The following is a 23,287-nucleotide window of genomic DNA, read 5'->3' on the forward strand; positions in this document are numbered from 1 at the left end:
AAGTCTTAGCATCGAATTCAACCCGAGACAAAACACCGAAGATAAGTCCCAAATTGTGGGAATAAACATCCAGATGCGCGCTGCATTTGAGCGGCATGACTCAGCCAGGAGAACAAGAATGACGCAGATTCACCAATACGCTGACGCGTATGACAATTCCGCGAACCGCAAGGTAACGGTCAGCGATGAAGTGCTGACCATGCTCGCCGGCTGCAGCAGCGGCTCGCTGACCACCCAATTGTTCAAACTCGGTTTCCGCCAGCCGGCGCTGGTCGGCCTGCGCGCCCTGAGCAAAAACATCAAACCCTTCGCCGGGCGCGCCTATACCATGCGGTTCATCCCGGCACGGGAAGACATCGACACTTACGGCACCATGACCACCAAGCCTAATGGCGACAACCTGCAATGGCAGGGTGTAGAGCAGATTCAGCCCGGGGATGTGCTGGTCATCGACAGCCAAAATGATCCCCGCGCTGCCTCGGCCGGCAACATTCTGGTAACCCGCCTGCTGGCTCGCGGCGCCAAAGCGATCATCACCGACGGAGCCCTGCGCGACGGCAGCGAAATCGCCGCCCTGCCGCTACCCGCCTATGCCCGGGAAATCACCGCCACCACCCGTATCTCGTACCACCATGTGGCGGACTTGCAGGTGCCTATTGGCTGCGCAGGCGTCGCGGTGTACCCGGGCGATGTCATCGTCGGCGACGCGGACGGTATCACCGTGGTTCCCGCCCACCTCGCGGAGGAGCTGGCCGAGTACTGCTCGATCCAGGACGATCTGGAAAACTACCTGGCCATGCGCATCGCTTCTGGCGAGGCCTTATGGGGTGTTTATCCGCCAGGTCCGGAGGCCATTGCCGCTTACCATGCCTGGATCGCTGACGGTCGCAAACCGATTCCGAGCATCATCGCTCAGCAGGAGGGCAACTGATGTCAGCCCCCGCCGAACACCCATACGCCGCCCTGATCCGCCGCTACTTCGCTGCGTGCAATGCCGCCGATCACGACGAACTGGTGGCCTGCTTCACTCCGGACGCCGTGCATTACTTCCCCGCCGGCTTGCCGGAAATCCCTTGGCGCAGCGCCGAAACCATCGCCGCCAAGTGGGTCTGGTGTGTGGAGAATCTGGGCTCGCAGTGGACCATCGAAAAAATTCTGGTCAGCCACGACAGCCACGAAGCGGTGATCGAGTGGACCCACTGGAAAGGCAAGCTCGGCACGGCCTTGCGTGGGGATGAGTGGTACATCTTTGACCCGCACAGCGGACTGATCAAAGAGATCCGGGCGTACTACGCCTCGCCTGCAGACAAGGAAGTCGCCATCAATGAACTGGTGGACTTCGACTATCAAGCGCGGGGCTACCACCTCAACCCTCTCAATGGAGGCTTGAAATGAGCACATCAGAACTGATTCAGATCGACCAAGTGGTCGCGCAAGCCGCCGACACAGCGACATTCTGGGCACAATCCAGCCCTCAGGTTCGCGCGGCACTGCTCGAAGGCCTGGCCGCAGCACTGGAAGGCCATCAAACGCGATTGATTGCGCTGGCCGATGAGGAAACTCACTTGGGCACGGCACGCTTGACCGGTGAAGTGACCCGCACGGCTTTCCAGCTCCGCGGGTTCGCCACTGAAGTGTTGAATGGAGTGCCTTATGCCCGTGTTGATGATCAAGCGGTAGCAGGCACGCCTCCAGTCGGTCGGCCACAGCTGACCCGCGTATCCGAACCGCTGGGGCCGGTGGCGATGTTTTCCGCGAGCAATTTCCCCTTTGCCTTCTCGGTGCTCGGAGGTGATACCGCATCTGCATTAGCCGCAGGCTGCCCTGTGGTAATCAAAGCCCATTCCGGCCATCCACAACTGTCGCGTGCCGTGTATGAGATCGCGCTTGGCGTCCTCGCCGAACAAGGATTACCACAAGGCCTTCTAGGGCTGGTCGAAGGCGCTTCGCGGGCCGCCGGAGTTCGCTTGGTGGAACATCCGCAGATTGCTGCAGTGGCCTTTACCGGTTCCTTCCAGGGCGGCAGCGCACTGTGGAAAGCGACCAACGAGCGACCTCGGCCGATTCCATTCTTTGGTGAGCTGGGCTCGATCAACCCGCTGGTGGCCCTTCCGCAGATTCTCGAACGTGACGGTGAGCATCTGGCCAAAACGCTGGCTGGCTCAATCACCATGGGCTGCGGTCAGTTCTGCACCAGCCCGGGTGTGATCGTGTTGCTGGAGCACCCTGCCAGCGAGCGTTTCATCAAGCAACTGACAGACGCTTTGCAGCCTTTGCCAACGCATCCCATGCTGACGCCGAGCATGCGTCGCGGTTTCGATCACGGCATTGCCAGTCTGGAACAGGCCAGTGCCGCGCACTCACTGTTTACGCCTCACGCCAACGGCGAAGGCCCGGCACCACGACTGTTCGAAATAGCGGCGCAGGCATTTATCGAGAACGCCACACTACGCGAAGAAGTCTTCGGTCCCGCAGCCGTAGTGGTCAAAGTCGCCTCCATTGAGCAAGCAATCGAGGTGATCGAGGCGATTGGCGGAACATTGACAGTCACCCTGTGGGGTTTCGACAACCCCGACGAGCCGACCCGAAGCTTGTACCGCGCCGCCCGACGCATTGCCGGTCGGGTGTTGTTCAGCGGCGTGCCGACCGGTGTTGCTGTGACTCACGCACAACACCATGGCGGCCCATGGCCGGCGTCGACCCAACCGCAAACCACATCGGTCGGTTATGCCGCTCTGCAACGCTTTTTGCGGCCGCTGGCACTGCAAGACGCGCCGGCCTGGGCACTCGAAGAATAAGGAGCAAACAGCATGATGAAACACATTGTGATGTTCCGTCGTTTGCCCGACGTGAGCACCAACCTTGAACTCGAAGCCCGCCTGGTCCAGTGGATGCACGGCCTGGAAAAGGACATCGATTTCGTTCGCGACTGGAAAGTCTCGGCCAACGAACTGGACCGGCCAATTTGCTGGGACTACCTGCTCGAAGCCACGTTCGATGATGCCGAAGCGGTCCAGCGCTACCTGCCTCACCCTGCCCACATGGCGTTGGTGGCAGAGCTGAAAAAATACTTTGAATGGGCTGCCATCGATTACAGCGACTGACCTGTCAGCAGTCGCCAGAGCCCTCATCGGACTTCACCGAATGGAGGCTGATTCAAACGGGCGTTCTCAAAAAGAACGTCCGTCTAGCTGATCGAACGAACACTAAAAAAACAATAATCGGCATGCTCCAGATGCCGGCCGGAGATTCAACATGCACAAGAAAAAGAACTACCGCTGGACGATCCTGACGATGCTGTTCATCGCCATGATCATCAACTACGTGGACCGTGCTGCCCTGTCCATCGCCATGCCCTTCATCACCCAGGAATACCACCTCACGCCTTCCGAAAAAGGCATGATCTTCAGCAGCTTCTTCATCGGTTATGCGCTGTTCTGCTTCGTTGGCGGTTATCTGGCCGACCGCTACGGCCCAAAGCGCGTACTCACCTACGCCATGAGCGGCTGGTCGATCCTCTGCGGTTTGACCGCACTGGCCTTCAACTTCTGGTCGCTGCTGATTGTTCGCGCGCTGTTCGGTGTGGGTGAAGGCCCGGTATCCACCACGGCCAACAAAACCGTGAACAACTGGTTCCCGATCAAGGAACGGGCGCGCGCCATCGGTATCAACCAGGCGGGCGGCCCTCTGGGCGGTGCATTGGCTGGGCCGATTGTCGGTTTCCTAGCTCTTTGGCTGGGCTGGCGCGTGGCCTTTATCGTGATGGCCGTGATGGGCCTGATCTGGGCTGTCTGCTGGTTCCGTATGGCAACCTCAACGCCCCAGGAACACCCGAAAGTCAGCGCCGAAGAAATCGCCCTGATCAACGCCGCACGCGATGTCCCGGTCATGACCGCTGCAGAAGCGCCACGTACGCCGGTGCTGGAAATCATTTTGCAGCGCTCGGTACTGGTTACCGGCGTGTCGCTGTTTTGCTACAACTACATCCTGTACTTCTTTATGACCTGGTTCCCCAGCTATCTGATCGACGCCAAAGGCATCGATCTGAAGTCCATGAGTATCGTCACTGCGCTGCCCTGGCTGGTGGGCACCGTCGGCTTCCTGTGTGGTGGTGTGCTGATCGACTACATCTACAAGCGCACCGGCAAGCAGTTGTTCTCGCGCAAAGTCGTACTGGTGACCTGCCTGCTGATAGCAGCGTGCTGCATCGCACTGACCGGCCAGGTCGAAGACGTGACACAAAGCGTGGTGGTCATGACCGTCGCCATCGGCTTCCTGATGCTGACCGCCCCCGCCTATTGGTCGCTGATTCAGGACGCCGTGCCGGATCATCAAGTCGGTACCGCCGGCGGCTTCATGCATGGTCTGGCCAACCTGTCGGGGATCGTCGCACCAACCGCCACCGGGATCATCATCCAAACGTCCGGTACTTATGCCAGCGGCTTCGCCCTGGCTGGTGGACTGGGCATTCTCGGAGCGCTGATTGTGGCGATCTTCGTCGGCCAGCCAAAATCCTTGACCCCATCCCTTTCGCCGGCCTGAACCCTCGCTGAGCAATGCGCAAACACATTTGAGGAGCGAAACATGCAAACCATCCTGATTACCGGTGCCGCAGGCATTGTCGGCAAGGCACTGCGCCCCTTGTTGCGTGAGCACTACGCCCTGCGCCTGTTCGATCGCCTGCCGATCACCGACTTGGCGGAAAACGAAAGCGCCTTTTGCGGTGACCTGACCCGCACCGCAGACATCCTCGAAGCGGTCGAGGGTGTCGACGGCGTACTGCACCTGGCTTGCGCTCACGGCACCGACATCCATTTCGAGAGCACCCTCAAGCCCAACTACAACGCGACTATGCAATTGCTTGAGGCCGCGCAAAAGTCCGGTGTGAAACGGTTTATCTTCGCCAGTAGTCATCATGTGCTGGGGCAATATCGCACTGATGCCGCCGAGTCGTTCGACGATTTGCCCGTGGCACCGGACAGCTACTACGCGCTGAGCAAAGTGTTTGGCGAGGCGTCCTGCGCAACCTATGCCCAACGCTACGACATGGCGATCTGCGCGATTCGCATCGGTAACGCCGACCCTCTGGTCAGCGATGCCCGCCGGTTGCGCCTCTGGGTCAGTTCCCGTGACCTGGCGCAGTTGGTGTGCATCGGCATGGAGCACCCGCAGATTCGTTTCGAGGTGCTTTACGGGGTCTCCGAAAGCCCACAGCCACTTTTCAAAAACACCCGAGCCAGGGAACTGGGCTATCGCCCGCTGGACAATGCCAAGGACTTCATCGCTCCCGGCTACCTCGACTACGACGCCATGTGCGCGCAAAGCTCCGGCCGAGACCTCCTCGGTGGTGCCTATGCGGTCAGCCCACTGGCCAGCTGCCTGGAGTCCGCATGATTATTCGCAAGGTTGATACCTTCATTGTCGAAATCCCTTTTCACGACGGCGGCAAAGGCCAAGGCATCACGCCCACCACCTGGCGCACGCTGGAAAATGTGCTGGTGCGCATCGAGGATGATCAGGGGCATGTAGGCTGGGGTGAAGCATTTGGTTACTTCACTGCAGATGCCACCAAGGCCACCATTGATCGATTAATCGCACCAGTGCTGGAGGGCAGCACGGTCGAGGACATTGGCGCCTGGAACCTGAAGACTCAGCGTCAGCTGCATCTGTTCGGTCGTTACGGCGTGACGATGTTCGCCATTTCCGGGGTGGACATCGCGCTTTGGGATCTGGCGGCCCAGCGCCGTGGCGTGCCGCTGCATCGCCTGTTTACCGACAAGCTGCGCAACCATGTGCCAGCCTACGCGAGCCTGGTGCGCTACGCCGATGGCGAGGTCGCGCCGGACATCTGCCGCAAGGCACTGAACATGGGTTTCAAGGACATCAAGCTGCATGAAGTGACCCTGGGGGAAATCGCCCAATGTCGGGACGCCATCGGCTACGACGTGCCGCTGTCCACTGATGTGAATTGCAGTTGGTCAATTGCCGATACCCGCGCCTGGCTACCGAAGCTTGCAGATCTTCAGCTGGCCTGGCTGGAAGAGCCGATCTTCCCGCCGGAGGATTTCGTGACCTTGAACAGCTTGCGCGGCCAGGGGGTTTCGCTGTCTGCCGGTGAAAACTGGTGCAGCGCCTTCCAGTTCGAGCAGGCGCTCAAGGCTGGAGCGGTCGACTCGGTGCAGCCGAGCGTGACCAAAGTCGGCGGCATCAGTGAATGCTTGCGCATTGCCGAACTCGCACGGCAGTACAACACCCCGGTCTTGCCACACTGCCCTTACTTTGGCCCCGGCTTCCTCGCCACCTTGCACCTGGCGGTCGCTCAAGAACAGGTCGCACAGATCGAGTACCTGTTCGTCGAACCGGACGCCTGGTTGTACGACATCGAAGGCATGCGCAAAGGCCATTTGTTCGAGATTCCGCAAGGCGTTGGTCTGGGCCAGCAGATGGATCAAAACGTCTTCGATCGCTTCCGTCGCGCTTGAATCAGGAGCAGACAATGTCGACCCGCTTTCAGCAACTGACCCTGCAAAACGCCGAACTGAGCCTGCAATTGCTCCCCGAGCACGGCGGCCGAATCGGTCGCCTGCAAGTGCGCAAGCATGCCCTGGAAATTTTGCAGCCGATCGATGCCTCTCAGTCGCTGGACCCACTGATCTGGCCCAAGGGCGGCGCCTATCCGCTCATCCCCTACTCCAATCGAATTGCTAACGCGCAGTTGCGCTTCGAGGGTCGGGACTATGCGCTGCCCGCTCATCCGCAGGCTTTGCCGCACACCTTACATGGCATCAGCCATACCCAAGCCTGGCAAGTCGATAGCCAGTCGACGACCCAGGCTAGCCTGAGCCTGGACTACAGCGGCCCACACTGGCCATGGCCGATTCGGGCCGAGCAGCATTTCGAGCTGAACGGCGGCAGTTTGCGGATCCGGCTTGCACTGTTCAATAAAGGGGAAACACCGATGCCGGCCGGTTTAGGTCTGCACCCGTATTTCCTCGCTCACCCGCAACTGCAAGCCAGTTTGAGTTGCACTCGCCAATGGCAGATCACAGCGGATTACCTGAGCACCGGACAGCACCTGACAGGTGACGTGGCGATGCAATTCGACAGTCAGTCCTGGCAAACCGAGACCTGTGCCCATTACCTGTCGCAATGGGCGGGCAAGGTCGATCTCGACTATCCGCAGGGCCGCCTGCGCCTGACAGCCAGCCCTGAACTATCGCATCTGGTGGTGTTCGCTCCAGTAGGCTCGCCTTATCTGTGCATCGAGCCGGTTTCACACCTGGCGGATGGTTTCAACCTGCAACCGCTGCTTGGAGAACTGAGCGGCACCCAAGTCGTGGCGCCTGGAGAATGCTTCTCGGCCGACCTGTGTTTCGAATGGATCGAGCCCCCACAACGGCCCGGATAACCTCTCAGCCTGACCTTCAACCGTTAACTGACGCCTACCTGCCCGCCCGAGAATCTCGGGTGGTGAGTTCACTCATCTCTAAAAAGAACAAAAAAATGAAAATCAAACCCTCATCGCCTCACGCCATGACCCTCTGCATGACACTCTGCGCCATGCCATTGGCGGCCCATGCCGATTTCGTCAGCGACAGCAAAGCCACCGTGCTGATGCGCAATTTTTACTACAACCATGACCTTCGGGATTCAAAAGCTCCGGCTCAATCGAAGATCGAGGAGTGGGCGCAAGGCTTCATTCTCAAGGCTGAATCGGGTTACACCGAAGGCACGGTCGGATTGGGTCTGGACATGTATGCCGGTCTCGGGATCAAGCTCGACTCCTCGCCCGACCGCAGCGGCTCGGCCTTGCTCCCCGGTGCCTACAACCGCGCGGGCGGCCCGCGCAATGCCGATCCACGTTCCGTTGATGAGTATTCCGAGGCGACCGGTGCGCTAAAAATGAAAGTATCGAAAAGCGAACTGAAGGTCGGTGGCCTGTTCCCAAAAATCCCGCTGGTGTCTGCCGGTGACGCGCGCCTGCTACCACAGTTTTTCGAAGGCGCCATGCTCAGCGTTCGCGAGTTCGACCATGTCGATATCGATCTCGGCCAGATGCGCGCGGTCAACTATCGTGAATTCAGCGGCAGCCGCAAGATGCAAACCGGTAACTACCTGTCGGTAGAAAGCGACCGTTTCAACTACCTTGGGGGGACCTGGCGGATTGCGCCGAATGCCTCGGTTGGCGTGTGGGAAGGCGAACTGAAAGACGTTTATCGTCAGACGCTCTACACCACCACCCTCAACCAACCGGTAGGCGCCTGGAAGCTCGGCGCCGTGGTCAATTACCTTGCCTCCAGCGAAGCCGGCGAAGAACTCGCAGGCAAGCTCGACAGTCGCATGGCGTCGACCCTGCTGTCTGCCAATCTGGGCCCACAAACATTCCGTTTTGGTTTGCAGTACAACGCGGGCGATAGCGCCTTGCCATTTCTTCACGACACCGACCTCCCCGGTGTGGCCAACGCAGTCCAGGTGCTGCGTTTCGATCGCGCGCAAGAGCGCTCATGGCAAGCACGTTACGACTTTGACTTTGCAGGCGTCGGCTTGCCAGGCCTGGTGGCAATGGCACGTTATGTTCATGGCGATAACTTCAAGATTAACGGACAAGACGGTCAAGAATGGGAACGTAACATCGACCTCAGTTACACCATCCAGAGCGGCACCTTCAAAGACCTGTCGTTCAGATTGCGTAACGTCGAACTGGTCGGTGATGCGACAGGACGTCGCGATGAGAATCGCTTTATCGTTTCCTATGCACTGGCGCTGTTTTGATCCTTGATATGCCCCCAAGTCGATCATGAGATCAAATCATGGAGGATGAATCGAACGCTCTCTTCTAAAGCGATTAGCTATGACTCGGTTTTATCACTGAATCACTCCATCACCTCATGTCAAGTTCTGCACTGAATCTGACATGAGGTTTTTTCCATGGAGCGTTTTTTCACGCCTGCCTGCCTGCTGGGCTTGTTGAGCGCCTGCACCGCGCCAATCCCCACCTCATTGCCGATCAATCCAGAAATCGACAGCGGCTCCAATCGACCCTATCTCTGGAAGGGCAAAGCCGAAAGAAGCTCTCCGGGAGTGCTCCGCTATGGCCGCTATACGCTGGTCAGCACCGAGCCCACCACGGAACAACGCGATGTTCTCGCCCAAATCATCGACGTGAGTATCCCGTCCAACCTGAATCCTTCGGTACTGGAGGCAATGCACTTTGTGCTGCAGCGCTCGGGTTATTCACTCTGCCCTGCCGCCGATCCAGTCAAGGTACTTTTTACCCGGTCTCTGCCCGCAGCCCATTACCGGCTTGGCCCAATCTCTTTGCGCCGCGCGTTGCAAGTGCTGGCTGGCCCCGCCTGGCAACTCACGACCGACGAAGTCAGCCGTTCGGTCTGCTTCGAACAGCAGAAAATGGTTGCCGGGGTCGTGCAGGTCACACCCGTCTTGCCTCATCAGTCGGAGGCACGCCCGTGAAAGCCTCGACGTTTCAAACCGTCATTGTCGGACTTCTTTGCCTGGTAATTGCCGGCCTGAGTGGTGGTTTGTATAACCAGTATCAGCGCGTGGCCGAGCTACAGAGCACGAACACGCAATACCAACAAGCCCTGGACACCCTGCAACGTGATGCGAACGCACTCAAGGATGCACAGGAAAAACTGCAGTACGCGCTGAAAGACCTGAAGCAGGTGGTCGATTCCGGTGAGCAACAGACCAATACCCTCGATCCGATGCTGGATCAATGGGCACAAGAAATACAGGAACTGCACGACGGTCTGGCAGACCGCGCCACCGTGGCAGACCTGACAGCGCTACGCGCACGTTTTGAGTACGTCGAGCAGCAGTTCCTGGACCTCAAGACCCAGCCATCACCCCCACCACCAACGTCTTCCGCGACCAAGCCGAAACAGAAGGCTCGCCCCAAACCCGTCCCGCTCTCGCCACCGTTCTCAGTGTTGAGTGTCGAGTCCCGCGGGGATGAGCGTTTTCTGGCGGTTGCACCTCATGACAGTCGCTCGCTCACGGATGTCCGGCTGCTGCATAGCGGTGAGCAACTCGGCGCTTGGCGTCTGAAAGTGCTGGAGCTGAACTCAGCCATCTTCGCGGTGGCCGCTCAGCCAGACCAGACCGTGCAAGTCCCTTGAGCAGCAATCATGAACAGAGCGCCACTCCTCCTCGTCGTTTGTCTGGTTTCGCTGCTGACCACGGGTGTTGCGATGGGTAACCCCATCACCACACAGTCACGGATCCAGGACACACAGTCCGCTCCGCTGGAGAGCTCTCACTCTGAGCAGGCTGCGAGCTGGGGTCTGACGGAGCAGGAGTGGACGCGCTTTGAACAGATCCAAGCTGGCCCGCGCGGTTTCTGGAGCCCGAACCTCGATCCGTTGACCGCACTCGGAGTCGAAGCCCAGACCGACCAAGAGCGCCAGCGCTATGCCGAACTACAGGTAGCACTGGAAGCCAAGCGCGCCGAGCGCGAGTTGGCCTACCAAAACGCTTACACCGCGGCCTGGGCCAAGCTGTTTCCTGGGCTGCTGCCAATCCAGGGCATGGCATCCCCGTCCCCCGCCAGCTCAGCGGTCGCGCCGCGCCAAGCCCTGTTTGTGGAGGACCACTGCCCCGCGTGCACCGCCGAAGTGCAGCGTCTGCAAAGCAGTGACACGGCGTTCGATATCTACCTGGTGGGCAGCCAAGGCGAGGATGAACGCATCCGTAGCTGGGCTCGGCAAGCAGACATCGATCCGGCCAAGGTCCAACGCCGTCAGATCACCCTGAACCATGACCGGGGTCGCTGGTTCAGCCTGGGGGCTCCGGGGCCATTGCCTGCCACATTTCAACAGGTGAATGGACAATGGCAACGCCTCGACTGAGTGGTATTGCGCTCCTGCTGACGGTGCTTGCCGTCCAGGCTGACGAACTTCCGCCTCCTGCCTACCAACTGGCGGCGCATGACGCCGACATCCCTTCTACGGTGCTGTTCGCCATTGCCTTGCAGGAGAGTGGTATCCGCGTCCGTGGTCGATTGCTGCCCTGGCCTTGGACCTTGAACATCGCCGGAACCCCCTACCGCTTCGCCACTCACCAGGCCGCCTGTCACGCCTTGCTCCAGGCGCTCAATCAGTATGACGCCAAGCGGGTCGATGCTGGACTTGGGCAAACCAACCTGGGCTACCACGGAAAACGTTTTTCCAGCCCTTGCGAAGCCCTCGACCCCTACCGAAATCTTGCCGTGACCGCCGCGCTGTTGCAGGAGCATCACGATGCCACCGGTGATTGGGTCTTGGCTGCCGGGCGCTATCACCGTCCGGCAGGGGGCGCGCCGGCAGCACGCTACCGTGCTGGCTTTTCCCAGAGACTCGAACAGCTGCTGATTTCCTTTGAACTGGGCACACCACCATGAAACGAATCGCCATTGCCTGTTATTGCATCCTGCTCTTGGCACCTTTCGCCCAGCCGGAACTGACCGTTGCCGAGGATCAGCCTAGCAACTTCACCCGACCCCATTTTCAAGTTTCCAGGCCGCCCATAAACAACAAGATCCAACCTGATCGGGCCATGCATGCGGACCTGTCCACGTTTGCCGATGAAGCCTGGATACTGCCCATCCGCAGTTCTCACTTGAGCCCCGGCCAGATCACGTCTCGCTCCCTGAACATGCCGGGCTTGCGGCCATTTTTTCTGGTCGGTGAGGATCCCCAATCGCTGACTTGGCTGCGTCAACGCGCGGCTGAACTGCAGGAAATGGGTGCAGATGGCCTCGCCGTCGAGGTGACTGATAATGAAGCCCTGGCCCGGATTCGAGCAGCCGCTCCGGGCATCACCATTTTGCCGGTCAACGGCAACGACATCGCCACCCGCCTGCAGATCGAGCACTACCCCATCTTGATCACTGCCACCTCACTAGAACAGTAAGCCCAGGTCATGGCCGAGCATGCAATGGAGTCCAAGCTCCGGCCAGCGGTGGAGCTGTATACCGTAGCGATCTGCATCGCCGCCGCGGTGTTGTGTGTGTACTCGCCCTGGGCTGTGGCCCTGTCACCCGAGATCGGTCTGGTTGCCGCGCTGGCCTATGCCCTGTTCGGCCTGATCCGACTGCAACAAGCTTGGGAGGTACTGCGCTATCGGCGCAATATCCGCCGGCTGCCCCGCTACGAGCTGACCAGCCGACAGATTCCGGTCAGCCGCAAGCTTCTGTTCATGGGCCGAGGCTTTCGCTGGACCCGCCTGCACACCCAGCGCTTGGTCGAGGCCCAGGATCCGGCAGTCGCCCACTATGTCGACCAACCGACCCGTTACCGCCTGGCACGTGGACTCGAACGGCGCCTGGAACATGCACCGTTTCCACTCTCGTCACTGGCGCGTGTCACTGCCTGGGACAATGCTTGCAATCCGTTGCGCCCTTTGCCCCCGGTCGGTGGCTCGCCGCTGTTGCACGGGGTCGAGCCCGACGAAACGGAAGTCAGCCTGCCGCTGGGCGAACGGGTCGGGCATACCCTGGTGCTGGGCACCACCCGCGTCGGCAAGACACGACTCGCCGAGGTGTACATTACTCAGGACATCCACCGCATCGAACACGAGGTAGTGATCGTTTTCGATCCGAAGGGCGACGCTGACCTGCTCAAGCGGATGTACGTCGAAGCCAAACGGGCCGGTCGGGAAAAGGAATTTTATGTGTTCCATCTGGGCTGGCCAGAGATCTCCGCGCGTTACAACGCCGTGGGACGTTTCGGGCGCATCTCGGAAGTGGCGTCGCGCATTGCTGGACAGCTCAGTGGTGAAGGTAACTCTGCGGCCTTTCGTGAGTTCGCCTGGCGTTTCGTCAACATCATCGCCCGCGCCCTGATCGAGCTGGGCCGACGCCCGGATTACCTGCAGATCCAACGGCATGTGGTCAACATCGACGCCCTGTTCATCGAGTACGCCCAGCAGTTTTTCGCCAAGACTGACTCAAAAGCGTGGGAAGTGATCGTCCAGCTTGAAGGCAAGCTCACCGAGAAGAACATTCCCCGGCATATGATCGGGCGCGAAAAGCGGGTGGTGGCCATAGAACAGTACCTGGCGGTAAAGCGGGTATTTGATCCGGTAATGGACGGACTGCGTTCAGCGGTGCGGTATGACCGCACCTACTTCGACAAAATCGTCGCCTCGCTACTACCGCTGCTGGAGAAACTCACCACCGGCAAGACCGCCCAGTTACTGGCTCCCAACTACACCGATCTAGATGACCCACGGCCGATCTTCGACTGGATGCAGATCATCCGAAAACGCGGCATCGTCTACGTCGGTCTGGATGCGCTGACCGATGCCGAGGTCGCTGCCGCCGTGGGCAACTCCATGTTCGCCGATCTGGTCTCGGTCGCGGGCCATATCTACAAACATGGTATCGACCATGGTCTGCCTACATCGAGCAGGAGCACCGACAAGCTGCCGATCAACCTGCACGCTGACGAGTTCAATGAGCTGATGGGCGATGAATTCATCCCGCTGATCAACAAAGGCGGTGGCGCTGGCATCCAGGTGACAGCCTACACCCAGACCCTCAGTGATATCGAAGCGCGCATCGGCAACCGCGCCAAGGCCGGTCAGGTCATCGGCAACTTCAACACCCTGCAGATGCTCCGTGTACGCGAGACCGCCACCGCGGAGCTGCTTACTCAACAATTGCCCAAGGTAAACGTGTTGACCAAGACCCTGGTGTCGGGTGCCACCGACACCTCCGATCCCGAGGCCAACACGGACTTCACCTCATCCTCACAGGACCGCGTCAGTAGCACCAGCGTGCCGTTGATCGAGCCTGCACACATCGTCAGTTTGCCAAAAGGGCAAATGTTCTCCTTCCAGGTCGGTGGCCAGCTCTGGAAAGTCCGTATGCCTTTGCCTAAACCCTCCAACGACGATGCCATGCCCAAGGATTTGCAGGAACTCACTCAACGGATGCGGGCGACCTACAACGAGCAGGCAGGGCAATGGTGGAGCGCGAGTGGTGGCGGCCCAACAATTAACTTCGATTTAGATCAGGTGCGGTAGCCCTACTCTGACTAGGTTCCGATTAAGCAAACACACATTCTGAAGGCGTCAGGACGGCATCAACTCTGCGGCGCGCAATGGAGTGAATGATGGCGACTTCCACACAAAACACGCCGCCACAACCGATCCAACATCCAGGGCTAATTGTCTCAACGATTAGCCTGATGCTGCGCATCATTGGTTTGCTGGTCGCCTCATTGCTGTTTTCGATCCTCATCGAATTCGTCGGTCTGTTGCTCTTCTGGGGAGATCAAGGCTGGCTGCATAGTCAGGCCATGCTGACCAGCGAACTGGGCTGGCTCAGCGAGCACTTCAAATCGTCACTCATCCTCCAACAACCCGGGCAAACGATTGTCCAGTGGCTGGATTTCCTAAATCAGTGGCTGCTGGTCAAGACCGGCTTTGCGGATTTTGCCCTGCAGGCGCGGGTGTCGAGCCAGGGCAACGGCGTCTGGAGCTGGATCAACCAGCTCTACGTGAGCATTGAGAATTTCGTGCTGGCCGCGGTGTATGTGACCTTCACTTTCGTCGTGCGCCTGACCATACTGGTCCTGGCCACCCCCCTGTTTCTGCTGGCAATGTTTACTGGTTTTGTCGATGGACTGATGCGCCGAGACCTACGAAAATTTGGCGCTGGGCGAGAAAGCAGCTTTGTCTACCATCGTGCTAAACGAGCCGTGATACCACTACTGATCGTGCCCTGGGTCATTTACCTGTCTCTGCCCTTTTCGCTCGATCCCACGGCCGTATTTTTGCCTTGTGCGGTGACGCTCGGCATCACCACGGCCATCACGGCAACTACATTCAAGAAGTATCTCTGATTCGGAAAAAACCAAAGTTTCATTTACATATCCCGATGCTTGGATAGTTATCCCGCGACCGAAAACTGATACACCACACGAATGCAAATTAAGCTGCTAAAGGTCGTTCTCAAATCCCACTATGAGTTAGAGCATCAAGTGAAATGCAGACGTCCAAAATTTTGAGGAGTATTAAGGATCTAACCACCAATTAAACTGGCGCAGGACTGGGTCAAGACTTGCATTCAGGACTTATCATTCTCATCGAGAAAAAAGGGCCTTTACAGGCCCCTTGTCATCAACTCGATTTTACTGAGTACGCCACGAGTCAACAACGTCTGCGCCAAACTCGGCTTTCCATTCCTTCAGTCGACGATGATTTCCTCCCTTGGTTTCGATCACCTCTCCAGAGTTCGGATTTTTGTAGATCTTCACTTCGCGAGCCTTACGGACTGCCTTTACGGGGGCGGCTACAGGTGTCGAGGTCCGACGGCCAGCTTCTGGATCCAGGATGCCAATGATGTTCTTCAAGCTGAAGCCGTACTCGCCAAGCAGCGCACGTAGCTTGCTCTCAAATTCCATTTCTTTTTTCAGACCGGAATCACTTTTCATCGACTCGAGCTCTGCTAGCTGTTCGGCCAGTTGTTGCTCAAGCTTGCGAAATTCAGCCAAACGAGACATGTGAAACTTCCTTCAGGTTAGGGGAACGAGGAAACGAACATTCCCATACTAAGCGATGATCAGCTCTTCGTCACCCATGCAGCTTTCAAGCAGGAGTTAATCTACTCATACTGCATGAACGACGCATTATTAACGGGGAAGGATTGCTAAACTGGGCTCTCTTTTTCGCCCAATCGATAGCTGGCGTATGTGTGAGCAAACTTCTTCCGCACGGCTGCAAAAAAGCGATACATCCCATGTCACGTTTAATACTGAATAATTCAACCTCTAACTTGATGCTGGCTCCATATCCATGTGGACCAGCATCATGTCGACTACCATTTTTCGCTGTTCTTTACTCCTTTCACTGGCCTGCGTTCATGGCAGTAGCTATGCGGCACCAGCTGATGAGCAGATACAGCTCAGCCTAATTCAGCAGCAACTCAATACTATCGAACGCCTTGCAACACGAGCGGAGACAGCCAGCACGTCAGAACTAGACGAGCGCTATCGTTTCGACTACCCACGCCTGTCTCAGGACATTCAGCGCATCCGCCAAGGTGTGCAGAACTATCTCTCTCCATCCCGTGCTCAACCCCGCGATCCCACTGAACTGGTCGGCGATTACCGCCTCGACACTCCGTCCACGGAGCCTTCGCCATGAGCATGACTGACGCCCAGACCTCAGCGTTCCAAAACGCCTCCGGTTTCTCGGTGCAGAGCAGCTCGACGCTATGGCTTTCCTTGGTTCTCGTCCTGGCTTTGCTTTGGTGTGCCTGGGTGATGTGGACGGCCTACCGGGGTTGGGCGACAGGCAGTGTGCGCTTTGGAGCCTTCGGCGGCAGTGCCACGCGCGTCTTGCTCGCCCTACTCGTCCTGATGTTCTTCACCCTGTCCTAATCCAGGAGATCACCGTCATGCTCAAGTGCCTTGCCCCTCTGAAAAACAACCTGCGTGATGGTGCGAGCCAGCGCTTGATTAGTCTGCTGTTGGTGCTCGGCCCAAGCCTGGCTTTTGCCGAACTCCCCACCATGGAAGCGCCTTCGCGCGGCGAAGGATCCGGGTTGATCGAGACGATCAAAAACTACGCCTACGACGGCGGCATTTTGCTCGGTCTGCTAATCGCCCTACTCGCTTTTCTCGGCGTAGCCTGGCATTCGCTGACGGTGTATGCCGATGTGCAGAACCAACGCAAGACCTGGAAGGACTTGGGTGCTGTAGTCGGCATCGGGGCCCTGTTGGTGGTGATCATCATCTGGTTCCTGACCAAGGCTGCCGCGATTCTGTGAGGTCAAGATGAACGACACTATCGAACGCCTTGCCGACGGCACCTTGGTTTTTCTACCAGAGCGACTCAATCGTGATCCTGCCGTATTGCGTGGTTTAACCAATGATGAAATGTGGGTGGCGCTCGGTGCCGGCGCAGTCATTGGCCTGATGCTGGGTGTTCCTCTGGCGATTGCCACCGCCTCCATTGCCGCGGCACCGACAAGCATAATCGCAAGCATGACGGTGGTGTTATTGGCCGGAGGCACGCTACTGCGGCGGGCCAAACGGGCTCGCCCCGAGACGTGGTTGTACCGCAAGCTCGAATGGATACTCGCCAGCCGTTGGCGCCTGGATCGCGGAAGTTTGATTCTCCACTCCGGCGCCTGGACGGTCCGTCGTTCGCGTCGACTGCGCCCTGCCCTGTCTCGGTGGCAGCGATGAGCCGGTTTCGGAACAAGGTGGATGCCCAGAACGCCCATATCTTCAGCCTGCGCCTGGCAGTGCTGATTCTGGCTCTGATCTGTGCCGGACTCTGGTATGGCTGGCGCTCGGCACCGACCGATCTGACCGTGCACGTGCCACCGGATCTGCGCTCGGGCAGCACTCGCAAGTGGTGGGATATCCCCTCAGAGAATGTCTATGCCTTTGCCCTGTACATCTTTGGCCAACTCAACCGCTGGCCCTCGGATGGCGAGCTGGATTATCGACGCGCCATCTATGGCTTGCAGTCCTACCTGACACCCGCCTGCAAAGCCTTTCTCGACGGCGATTATGAGTACCGCAAGGCTGCTGGCGAGCTGCGCCAGCGGGTGCGTGGCGTCTACGAAATTCTGGGCCGTGGCTACAGCGAGGATCCAGAACTCAGGGTCAAGCAACTCGACCGCGACAGCTGGTTGGTCAAGCTCGACCTCAACGCCGATGAGTATTACGCCGCCGAACCGGTGAAACGGGTGGTGGTGCGTTATCCATTACGCGTAGTGCGTTTCGACCTGGATCCTGAGCGCAACAAGTGGGGACTGGCACTGGATTGTTATCAAGGCACGCCGCAAAAAATCTCCCTGCCTGGAGTTGAGCCATGAAGTGGATGTCTACCCTGGGACTCACCGTCGCACTGATGCTATGGGGAGCTGCAGCGCAGGCCGTCGAGCTGATGCGCTGGGAACGCCTACCCCTCGCGGTCCCGTTGGTGATCAATCAAGAACGAGTGGTCTTTATCAATGAGGATGTTCGAGTCGGCGTACCCTCAACCCTCACGGGCAAGCTGCGCGTGCAATCAACTGGCGGCACGCTGTACCTGCGCGCGTCGCAAGCCATTGCCCCGACCCGACTGCAACTGCAATCGGTCGCGACGGGCGAGATCATCCTGCTGGATATCGCGACCACACCTGGTGATCAACCACTGGAGCCAGTGCGTATTCTCAAGAATGCTCAGGTGCAGGCTACCGAGACGGAATCTAGCACCGTCCCTGTTCCAGATCGTACGCCGATCCCAGTCGCTTTGACGCGCTACGCCGCACAGAGCCTGTACGCGCCGCTGCGCACCGTAGAATCCCTGCCCGGCGTACGCCACGTACCGCTCAAACTGCGCAGCGAACTGCCAACCCTGCTGCCGACCGAACATGTGTCCAGCACACCTATAGCAGCCTGGCGACTCGGTGATTACTGGGTGACGGCGGTGAAGTTGCACAATCATGGTTCAGCGACGGTGCAACTCGATCCGCGTCGGCTTCAGGCCACCCTGTTCGCCGCCACCTTCCAGCATGCTTTCCTCGGACCAGTCGGCAGCGCTGAAGACACCACGATTGCCTACCTCGTCACCCGCGGTGCTGGCCTCGAACGAGCCGTGCTGCTTCCGCACCTTGCGCGAGGTGCTGACGATGAAGGCTAACGTCTTGCTCAAATGGCTGGTACCGGCTGCGCTACTGGCCGTGGTGGTGATCATCCTGAAAACCTGGGTCGTGGGGAGTAGCACGCCCTCCCCAGAGCACCCAGTTGATCAGGGCAACCTTCAGTTATCCGCCGAGCAAGCCAAGTCGCTCGGCATTGCTGGCGATACCCCACGCGATACGGTCGCCACCCTGGTCGGTCAGGTGAAGGCCATGCGCAGCGACATGCTCGGGTTGAAGAAACACAACGATTCACTGCAGACGGAGAACAACCGCCTGCGCGAGCGGGAAAACAGCGTCGATTCGCGTATCCAGACCGCGCTTGGCAGCGTGACCCAGCAGGTCGACGAAGGCCGCCGACAAGCCAACGAGGCCCGACTCAAAGCGGAACAAGACAGCCGCCAGGCCCGTGGTCTGCTGACGCAATTGCAGGAACAGTTGTCGGGGCTGACCGGCAAAAGCAAGGACATGCCGATCGGATTGGGGCTTGAGCCTGGCGATGGGGCTCAGTTCGACGGGCAACATTCTGCCAATGATGCGCTGCAGTGGATTGAACCCTCGGATGCTCCGCCCACCGACGCCCGAGGCAAAACCAAGACCTCCTCCGCACTGAGTCTGCCTACCGCCTTCAACTCACTGGAGGGCTTGAAAGATAACGCTATTGATCGCAGCCAGAAACAGCTACGTGCGGTCACCCAGGGTGAACGTGACCTGACACGATCCGCTGATCGTACCGAAGGTGCGAAGCCGGTCTACACCATTCCTGAAAACGCGACATTGATGGGCTCGGTCGCCATGACCGCGCTGATCGGCCGAGTCCCGGTAGACGGCACAGTGAATGATCCCTATCCCTTCAAGGTGCTGGTCGGCCCCGAGAACCTGACCGCCAACGGCATCGACCTGCCGGACGTCGCAGGTGCCGTAATGAGCGGCACGGCGTCCGGTGACTGGACTCTGTCCTGCGTGCGCGGGCAAGTCGAGTCGATCACCTTTGTGTTTACCGATGGCACTATCCGCACGGTGCCTCAGCCAAAGGTGGTAGCCAGCCGTAATGCCTCCAACACCCAGAGTTCGAGCACCGACAAGATCCGTGGCGGACTCGGCTACCTGTCCGATCCGTATGGCATTCCTTGCATCACCGGCGAGCGCCGCTCGAACGCCCAGCAGTACCTCGGCAGCCAGAGCCTGATCACTGCGGCTGGTGCCGGTGTCGCCGCCTTGCTCGGGGATGAGCAGAACAACAGCAGTGTGATCAGTTCGGGTGGCAGTACGCTCGGGGTTACCAGCAGCAGTGGCAATAGCGCACTGAATTCAATCCTCAGTGGTGGGGTCAGCGACATCCGCGAGTGGGTCAACAAGCTTTATGGCGAGGCCTTTGCTGCGGTGTACGTGCCCCCGGCAGCACAGGTCGCACTCCACCTCGACCATGAAATCACCATCGACTACGAGCCCAAGGGCCGGAGTGTTCGCCATGAAAAAGACCATGCCTCTCTGCCTGACATGGATTAGCGTGTTCTGCTGGGTCCTGACGGGGTGTTCCACCGACAAGGGCACGCTTTTGCCCCATGGCGAGCAAACCATGCTGGACATCTGGAACAGTGCCGGTTCGCAAGGCACTCAGCAGCAACTGCTGGATGCTCGGCAACCGTTACGACGCCCGCTGGCTCAGGTAGATTTTTCCTCCTCTCTCCAGGAACCGTACACTCGCACAGCGGCGAACGAGATCCGCAACCTGTTCCCTCGCCTGCCCAATCCCGATTTGGTGTTGTACGTGTATCCGCATTTGAGTGGTACCGAGCAGGTACCGGTCCCGGGTTACTCGACCGTCTTTCCGTTCTACCAACGGGTGCAGTACGCATTGCCTGGTGAACGTCAGGATGACTTGTAGTGCGTACCGGCGATTCGGGTAACCGCACTCCCGCGGGGAAAGCCTGCCGCAACCCATTGCGCCCTCGCGCCACGTTGGCCGATGAAGCTGCACTGTATGCGCACAACCCCAGCTTCACCGATCACCTGCCTTGGGTCGAATACCTCGACACCGAACAGTGTTTTCTACTCGATGACAATCGCTCGGTGGGTGCGGTGTTCGAGTTACTGCCCATCGGCACCGAAGGGCGCGAACCTGATTGGCTGATGGCGGCCCGCGATGCCCTCGAGGATGCCCTGCAGGATAGCTTTGACGAGCTGGATCAAGCGCCTTGGGTGGCGCAGTTTTTCTGCCAGGACGACAACGACTTTAGCCCCTACATTACCCGGCTCACCAATTATATTCAGGACAGCGCGCGAGGCACGATCTTCACCGAGGCCTATTTGGAGCTTAGCCGCTGTCATCTGAAGGCCATCGCCAAGCCCGGAGGGCTGTTTGAGGATAAGGTGGTGACACGCCTGCCCTGGCGTGGCAATAACCGCCGGGTACGCCTGGTGGTCTATCGCTGGCTTGAGTCTGACGGTGAGGAAACGGGGCTCACCCCAGTGCAATTCCTGCAACAGACTTGCGAACGAATTGTGTCTTCGCTACAGACGTGTGGGGTGCAATCGACGCGAGTCGATGGCCGAGGTCTTTATGCCTGGCTGCTGCCCTGGTTCAATCCTGCGCCCAGGCTCACCAATGACGCACCCGAGGAGTTCTACCGCCGCGTGGCCTACCCGGAGTCGGGCGACGGTAAGTCGCTGGATCTGCCCTTCGATCACGATTTCGCCGAGCGCCTATTTTTCAATGAGCCGCATTCGGATGTGCAGCGCGGACTCTGGTGCTTCGATGGTCAACCCCATCGGGTGATGGTGGTGGACAAACTGCGACGGGCACCGTCGATTGGTCAACTCACCGGAGAAACTCGCAAGGGCGACGCGGTGAATGCGCTATTCGACCAGTTACCTGAAGGCACGGTGATGAGCCTGACCCTGGTGGTCAAGCCTCAGGACGTGCTTGAGGATCAGTTGAATCGCCTGGCGCGCAAAGCCATCGGTGAAAACCTGGCCTCGACTCAGACCCGCCAAGATGTTGAAGAGGCTCGTGCGATCATCGGCCGCCAGCACAAGCTGTACCGCGGCACCCTGGCGTTCTACCTGCGCGGTCACGATGAACAACATTTGCACCTGCGCTCGGTCAGCCTTGCCAACGCACTGTTGGGTGCGGGTCTGCAACCGGTACGCGAAGGCGATGAAGTCGCCGCCTGCAACAGCTACCTGCGTTGGTTACCAATGGCTTACAACCCGGCCCGCGACACGCGCAATTGGTACACCCGCCTGATGTTCGCCCAGCACCTGGCGAACCTGGTTCCAGTCTGGGGCCGCAGCACAGGCACCGGCCACCCGGGCATCACCCTGTTCAACCGCGGCGGTTCGCCGCTGAGCTTCGATCCGTTGTCACGCCTAGACCGGGCCATGAACGGCCACCTGCTGTTGTTCGGCCCGACCGGCGCCGGCAAGTCGGCCACATTGGTCACCCTGCTGATGCAGGTCATGGCCGTGTACCGCCCTCGCCTGTTTATCGTCGAAGCCGGCAACTCATTCGGCTTGCAGGGCGACTACTTCGCGACACAGGGCCTGTCAGTCAACAAGGTCCAATTGAAACCTGGTGCCTCGGTCAGCCTCGCCCCCTTTGTCGATGCTTGGCGTCTGGTCGAGCAGCCAGATCAGGTGGCAAGTCTGTCGGTTGATGAGTGGGACGATGAGGCGGTAGCCAGTCGCGAAGACCAGCGCGATATTCTCGGCGAATTGGAGATCACCGCCCGCCTGATGATCACCGGCGGCGAGGCCAAGGAAGAGGCGCGTCTGAGCCGAGCCGATCGCAGCTTGATCCGTGAGTGCATTCTCGATGCGGCGCAGACCTGTACCGCAGCAGGCCGTCAAGTACTTACCCGCGACGTGCGCGACGCCTTGCTGCGCGTCGCTGCTAACACACACTTGCCGGAGAAACGTCGCGAGCGCGCCCAGGAAATGGGCGAGTCCTTCGACTTGTTTTGCCAGGGTTTCGAGGGCGAACTGTTCGATCGCGAGGGCACGCCTTGGCCCGAGAGCGATGTGACCATTGTCGACCTAGCCACTTACGCTCGCGAAGGCTACGAGGCACAGATGTCCATCAGCTACATCAGCCTGATGAACACCGTGAACAATCTCGCCGAGCGCGATCAGTATCTGGGCCGGCCTATCATCATGGTCACCGACGAGGGTCATATCATCACCAAGAACCCGTTGTTGGCGCCGTTCGTGGTCAAGGGCACGAAGATGTGGCGCAAGCTTGGCGCGTGGTTCTGGCTGGCGACGCAAAACCTTGCCGACTTCCCCACTGCCGCGCAGACCATGCTCAACATGATCGAGTGGTGGGTTTGTTTGAACATGCCGCCCGCGGAGATTGAAGAAATCGCTCGCTTCAAGAAGCTCACCCCGGCACAAAAAGCCCTGTTGCTTTCCGCTAGCAAGGAACCGGGCAAATACACCGAGGGGGTGGTGCTGTCGAAAAAGCTCGAAACGCTGTTTCGGGCTGTGCCGCCCAGTCTTTACCTCGCCCTGGCCATGACCGAGCCTGAGGAAAAGGCCGAGCGCTGGACACTGATGCAGAACAACGGTTGCTCGGAATTGGAGGCGGTTTACCAGGTAGCTGAACGGATCGATAGAACGCGAGGAATAGAGCCAATATAAGGGGAA

General features: G+C 59.0%; 26 protein-coding genes. 25 read left to right on the top strand and 1 reads right to left on the bottom strand.

The window, feature by feature from the left end:
• Positions 1-118 precede the first annotated feature (118 nt).
• The 16 genes from ACEN8Q_RS12715 (at position 119) to ACEN8Q_RS12790 (ending at position 14,846) form a co-directional block, all read left to right on the top strand.
• Positions 119-931, top strand: coding sequence for a ribonuclease activity regulator RraA (locus ACEN8Q_RS12715; protein ID WP_222585638.1), 813 nt, complete (start codon positions 119-121; stop codon positions 929-931).
• Complete coding sequence (locus ACEN8Q_RS12720; protein ID WP_222585637.1) at positions 931-1,395, top strand: nuclear transport factor 2 family protein; 465 nt, start codon at positions 931-933, stop codon at positions 1,393-1,395. Before ACEN8Q_RS12715 ends, ACEN8Q_RS12720 begins: the two co-directional genes overlap by 1 nt.
• A complete protein-coding gene (locus tag ACEN8Q_RS12725) occupies positions 1,392-2,798 on the top strand; it encodes an aldehyde dehydrogenase (NADP(+)) (protein ID WP_413705285.1) in 1,407 nt (468 codons plus the stop codon). Before ACEN8Q_RS12720 ends, ACEN8Q_RS12725 begins: the two co-directional genes overlap by 4 nt.
• A 12-nt stretch (positions 2,799-2,810) precedes the next feature.
• Positions 2,811-3,104, top strand: coding sequence for a Dabb family protein (locus ACEN8Q_RS12730; protein ID WP_222585635.1), 294 nt, complete (start codon positions 2,811-2,813; stop codon positions 3,102-3,104).
• Positions 3,105-3,255: 151 nt separating this feature from the next.
• The gene (locus tag ACEN8Q_RS12735) at positions 3,256-4,542 is read left to right on the top strand and encodes an MFS transporter (protein WP_222585634.1); all 1,287 of its coding nucleotides are present in this window, start codon (positions 3,256-3,258) and stop codon (positions 4,540-4,542) included.
• A gap of 42 nt (positions 4,543-4,584) precedes the next feature.
• The gene (locus ACEN8Q_RS12740; protein ID WP_222585633.1) at positions 4,585-5,394 is read left to right on the top strand and encodes an NAD-dependent epimerase/dehydratase family protein; all 810 of its coding nucleotides are present in this window, start codon (positions 4,585-4,587) and stop codon (positions 5,392-5,394) included.
• Positions 5,391-6,482: a mandelate racemase/muconate lactonizing enzyme family protein gene (locus ACEN8Q_RS12745; protein WP_222585632.1), complete on the top strand. Its 1,092-nt coding sequence runs from the start codon at positions 5,391-5,393 to the stop codon at positions 6,480-6,482. Before ACEN8Q_RS12740 ends, ACEN8Q_RS12745 begins: the two co-directional genes overlap by 4 nt.
• Before the next feature lie 14 nt (positions 6,483-6,496).
• Entirely contained in the window at positions 6,497-7,408 is a 912-nt protein-coding gene (locus tag ACEN8Q_RS12750) for an aldose 1-epimerase (RefSeq protein WP_413705286.1), read from the top strand.
• A 95-nt stretch (positions 7,409-7,503) separates the two neighbouring features.
• Entirely contained in the window at positions 7,504-8,772 is a 1,269-nt protein-coding gene (locus ACEN8Q_RS12755) for an OprD family porin (protein ID WP_222585630.1), read from the top strand.
• Positions 8,773-8,928: 156 nt separating this feature from the next.
• On the top strand, positions 8,929-9,471 hold the full coding sequence (locus tag ACEN8Q_RS12760) for a PilL N-terminal domain-containing protein (RefSeq protein WP_222585629.1): 543 nt from the start codon (positions 8,929-8,931) through the stop codon (positions 9,469-9,471).
• Positions 9,468-10,139 carry a chemotaxis protein gene (locus tag ACEN8Q_RS12765; RefSeq protein WP_222585628.1) on the top strand — a complete coding sequence of 224 codons (672 nt, stop codon included), beginning with the start codon at positions 9,468-9,470 and terminating at the stop codon, positions 10,137-10,139. The genes ACEN8Q_RS12760 and ACEN8Q_RS12765 overlap by 4 nt, the downstream gene beginning before the upstream one ends.
• A 9-nt stretch (positions 10,140-10,148) precedes the next feature.
• A complete protein-coding gene (locus ACEN8Q_RS12770; protein ID WP_222585627.1) occupies positions 10,149-10,868 on the top strand; it encodes a TIGR03759 family integrating conjugative element protein in 720 nt (239 codons plus the stop codon).
• Positions 10,850-11,398: a lytic transglycosylase gene (locus ACEN8Q_RS12775; RefSeq protein WP_222585626.1), complete on the top strand. Its 549-nt coding sequence runs from the start codon at positions 10,850-10,852 to the stop codon at positions 11,396-11,398. The genes ACEN8Q_RS12770 and ACEN8Q_RS12775 overlap by 19 nt, the downstream gene beginning before the upstream one ends.
• A complete protein-coding gene (locus ACEN8Q_RS12780) occupies positions 11,395-11,910 on the top strand; it encodes an integrating conjugative element protein (protein WP_222585625.1) in 516 nt (171 codons plus the stop codon). Before ACEN8Q_RS12775 ends, ACEN8Q_RS12780 begins: the two co-directional genes overlap by 4 nt.
• Positions 11,911-11,919: 9 nt before the next feature.
• The gene (gene traD, locus ACEN8Q_RS12785) at positions 11,920-14,025 is read left to right on the top strand and encodes a type IV conjugative transfer system coupling protein TraD (RefSeq protein ID WP_222585624.1); all 2,106 of its coding nucleotides are present in this window, start codon (positions 11,920-11,922) and stop codon (positions 14,023-14,025) included.
• Between the two features lie 89 nt (positions 14,026-14,114).
• Positions 14,115-14,846, top strand: a complete 732-nt coding sequence (locus ACEN8Q_RS12790; protein WP_222585623.1) for a TIGR03747 family integrating conjugative element membrane protein — start codon at positions 14,115-14,117, stop codon at positions 14,844-14,846.
• A 288-nt stretch (positions 14,847-15,134) separates the two neighbouring features.
• Here the strand turns inward: ACEN8Q_RS12790 and ACEN8Q_RS12795 are convergent, their stop codons facing one another.
• Positions 15,135-15,506 carry a histone-like nucleoid-structuring protein, MvaT/MvaU family gene (locus ACEN8Q_RS12795; RefSeq protein WP_222585622.1) on the bottom strand — a complete coding sequence of 124 codons (372 nt, stop codon included), beginning with the start codon at positions 15,504-15,506 and terminating at the stop codon, positions 15,135-15,137.
• Positions 15,507-15,813: 307 nt separating this feature from the next.
• Between ACEN8Q_RS12795 and ACEN8Q_RS12800 the strand changes: the two genes are divergently transcribed.
• From ACEN8Q_RS12800 to ACEN8Q_RS12840, 9 genes are read left to right on the top strand one after another with little or no spacing between them, the layout of a single operon-like run.
• Positions 15,814-16,149: an RAQPRD family integrative conjugative element protein gene (locus ACEN8Q_RS12800; RefSeq protein WP_222585621.1), complete on the top strand. Its 336-nt coding sequence runs from the start codon at positions 15,814-15,816 to the stop codon at positions 16,147-16,149.
• The gene (locus tag ACEN8Q_RS12805) at positions 16,146-16,385 is read left to right on the top strand and encodes a TIGR03758 family integrating conjugative element protein (protein WP_222585620.1); all 240 of its coding nucleotides are present in this window, start codon (positions 16,146-16,148) and stop codon (positions 16,383-16,385) included. Before ACEN8Q_RS12800 ends, ACEN8Q_RS12805 begins: the two co-directional genes overlap by 4 nt.
• A 17-nt stretch (positions 16,386-16,402) precedes the next feature.
• The gene (locus tag ACEN8Q_RS12810; RefSeq protein ID WP_222585619.1) at positions 16,403-16,774 is read left to right on the top strand and encodes a TIGR03745 family integrating conjugative element membrane protein; all 372 of its coding nucleotides are present in this window, start codon (positions 16,403-16,405) and stop codon (positions 16,772-16,774) included.
• A 7-nt stretch (positions 16,775-16,781) separates the two neighbouring features.
• Positions 16,782-17,195, top strand: coding sequence for a TIGR03750 family conjugal transfer protein (locus ACEN8Q_RS12815; protein ID WP_222585618.1), 414 nt, complete (start codon positions 16,782-16,784; stop codon positions 17,193-17,195).
• Positions 17,192-17,833: a PFL_4703 family integrating conjugative element protein gene (locus tag ACEN8Q_RS12820; protein WP_222585617.1), complete on the top strand. Its 642-nt coding sequence runs from the start codon at positions 17,192-17,194 to the stop codon at positions 17,831-17,833. Before ACEN8Q_RS12815 ends, ACEN8Q_RS12820 begins: the two co-directional genes overlap by 4 nt.
• On the top strand, positions 17,830-18,642 hold the full coding sequence (locus ACEN8Q_RS12825; RefSeq protein WP_222585616.1) for a TIGR03749 family integrating conjugative element protein: 813 nt from the start codon (positions 17,830-17,832) through the stop codon (positions 18,640-18,642). Before ACEN8Q_RS12820 ends, ACEN8Q_RS12825 begins: the two co-directional genes overlap by 4 nt.
• Positions 18,632-20,149: a TIGR03752 family integrating conjugative element protein gene (locus tag ACEN8Q_RS12830; RefSeq protein ID WP_222585615.1), complete on the top strand. Its 1,518-nt coding sequence runs from the start codon at positions 18,632-18,634 to the stop codon at positions 20,147-20,149. The genes ACEN8Q_RS12825 and ACEN8Q_RS12830 overlap by 11 nt, the downstream gene beginning before the upstream one ends.
• Positions 20,112-20,528 (top strand): TIGR03751 family conjugal transfer lipoprotein, encoded by a 417-nt coding sequence (locus ACEN8Q_RS12835; RefSeq protein ID WP_222585614.1) that lies wholly within the window; start codon positions 20,112-20,114, stop codon positions 20,526-20,528. Before ACEN8Q_RS12830 ends, ACEN8Q_RS12835 begins: the two co-directional genes overlap by 38 nt.
• Positions 20,528-23,281: a conjugative transfer ATPase gene (locus tag ACEN8Q_RS12840; protein ID WP_222585613.1), complete on the top strand. Its 2,754-nt coding sequence runs from the start codon at positions 20,528-20,530 to the stop codon at positions 23,279-23,281. Before ACEN8Q_RS12835 ends, ACEN8Q_RS12840 begins: the two co-directional genes overlap by 1 nt.
• Positions 23,282-23,287: the final 6 nt, after the last annotated feature.

The organism is Pseudomonas sp. Pseusp16 (assembly GCF_047324915.1).
GTDB lineage: Bacteria > Pseudomonadota > Gammaproteobacteria > Pseudomonadales > Pseudomonadaceae > Aquipseudomonas > Aquipseudomonas fluorescens_CD.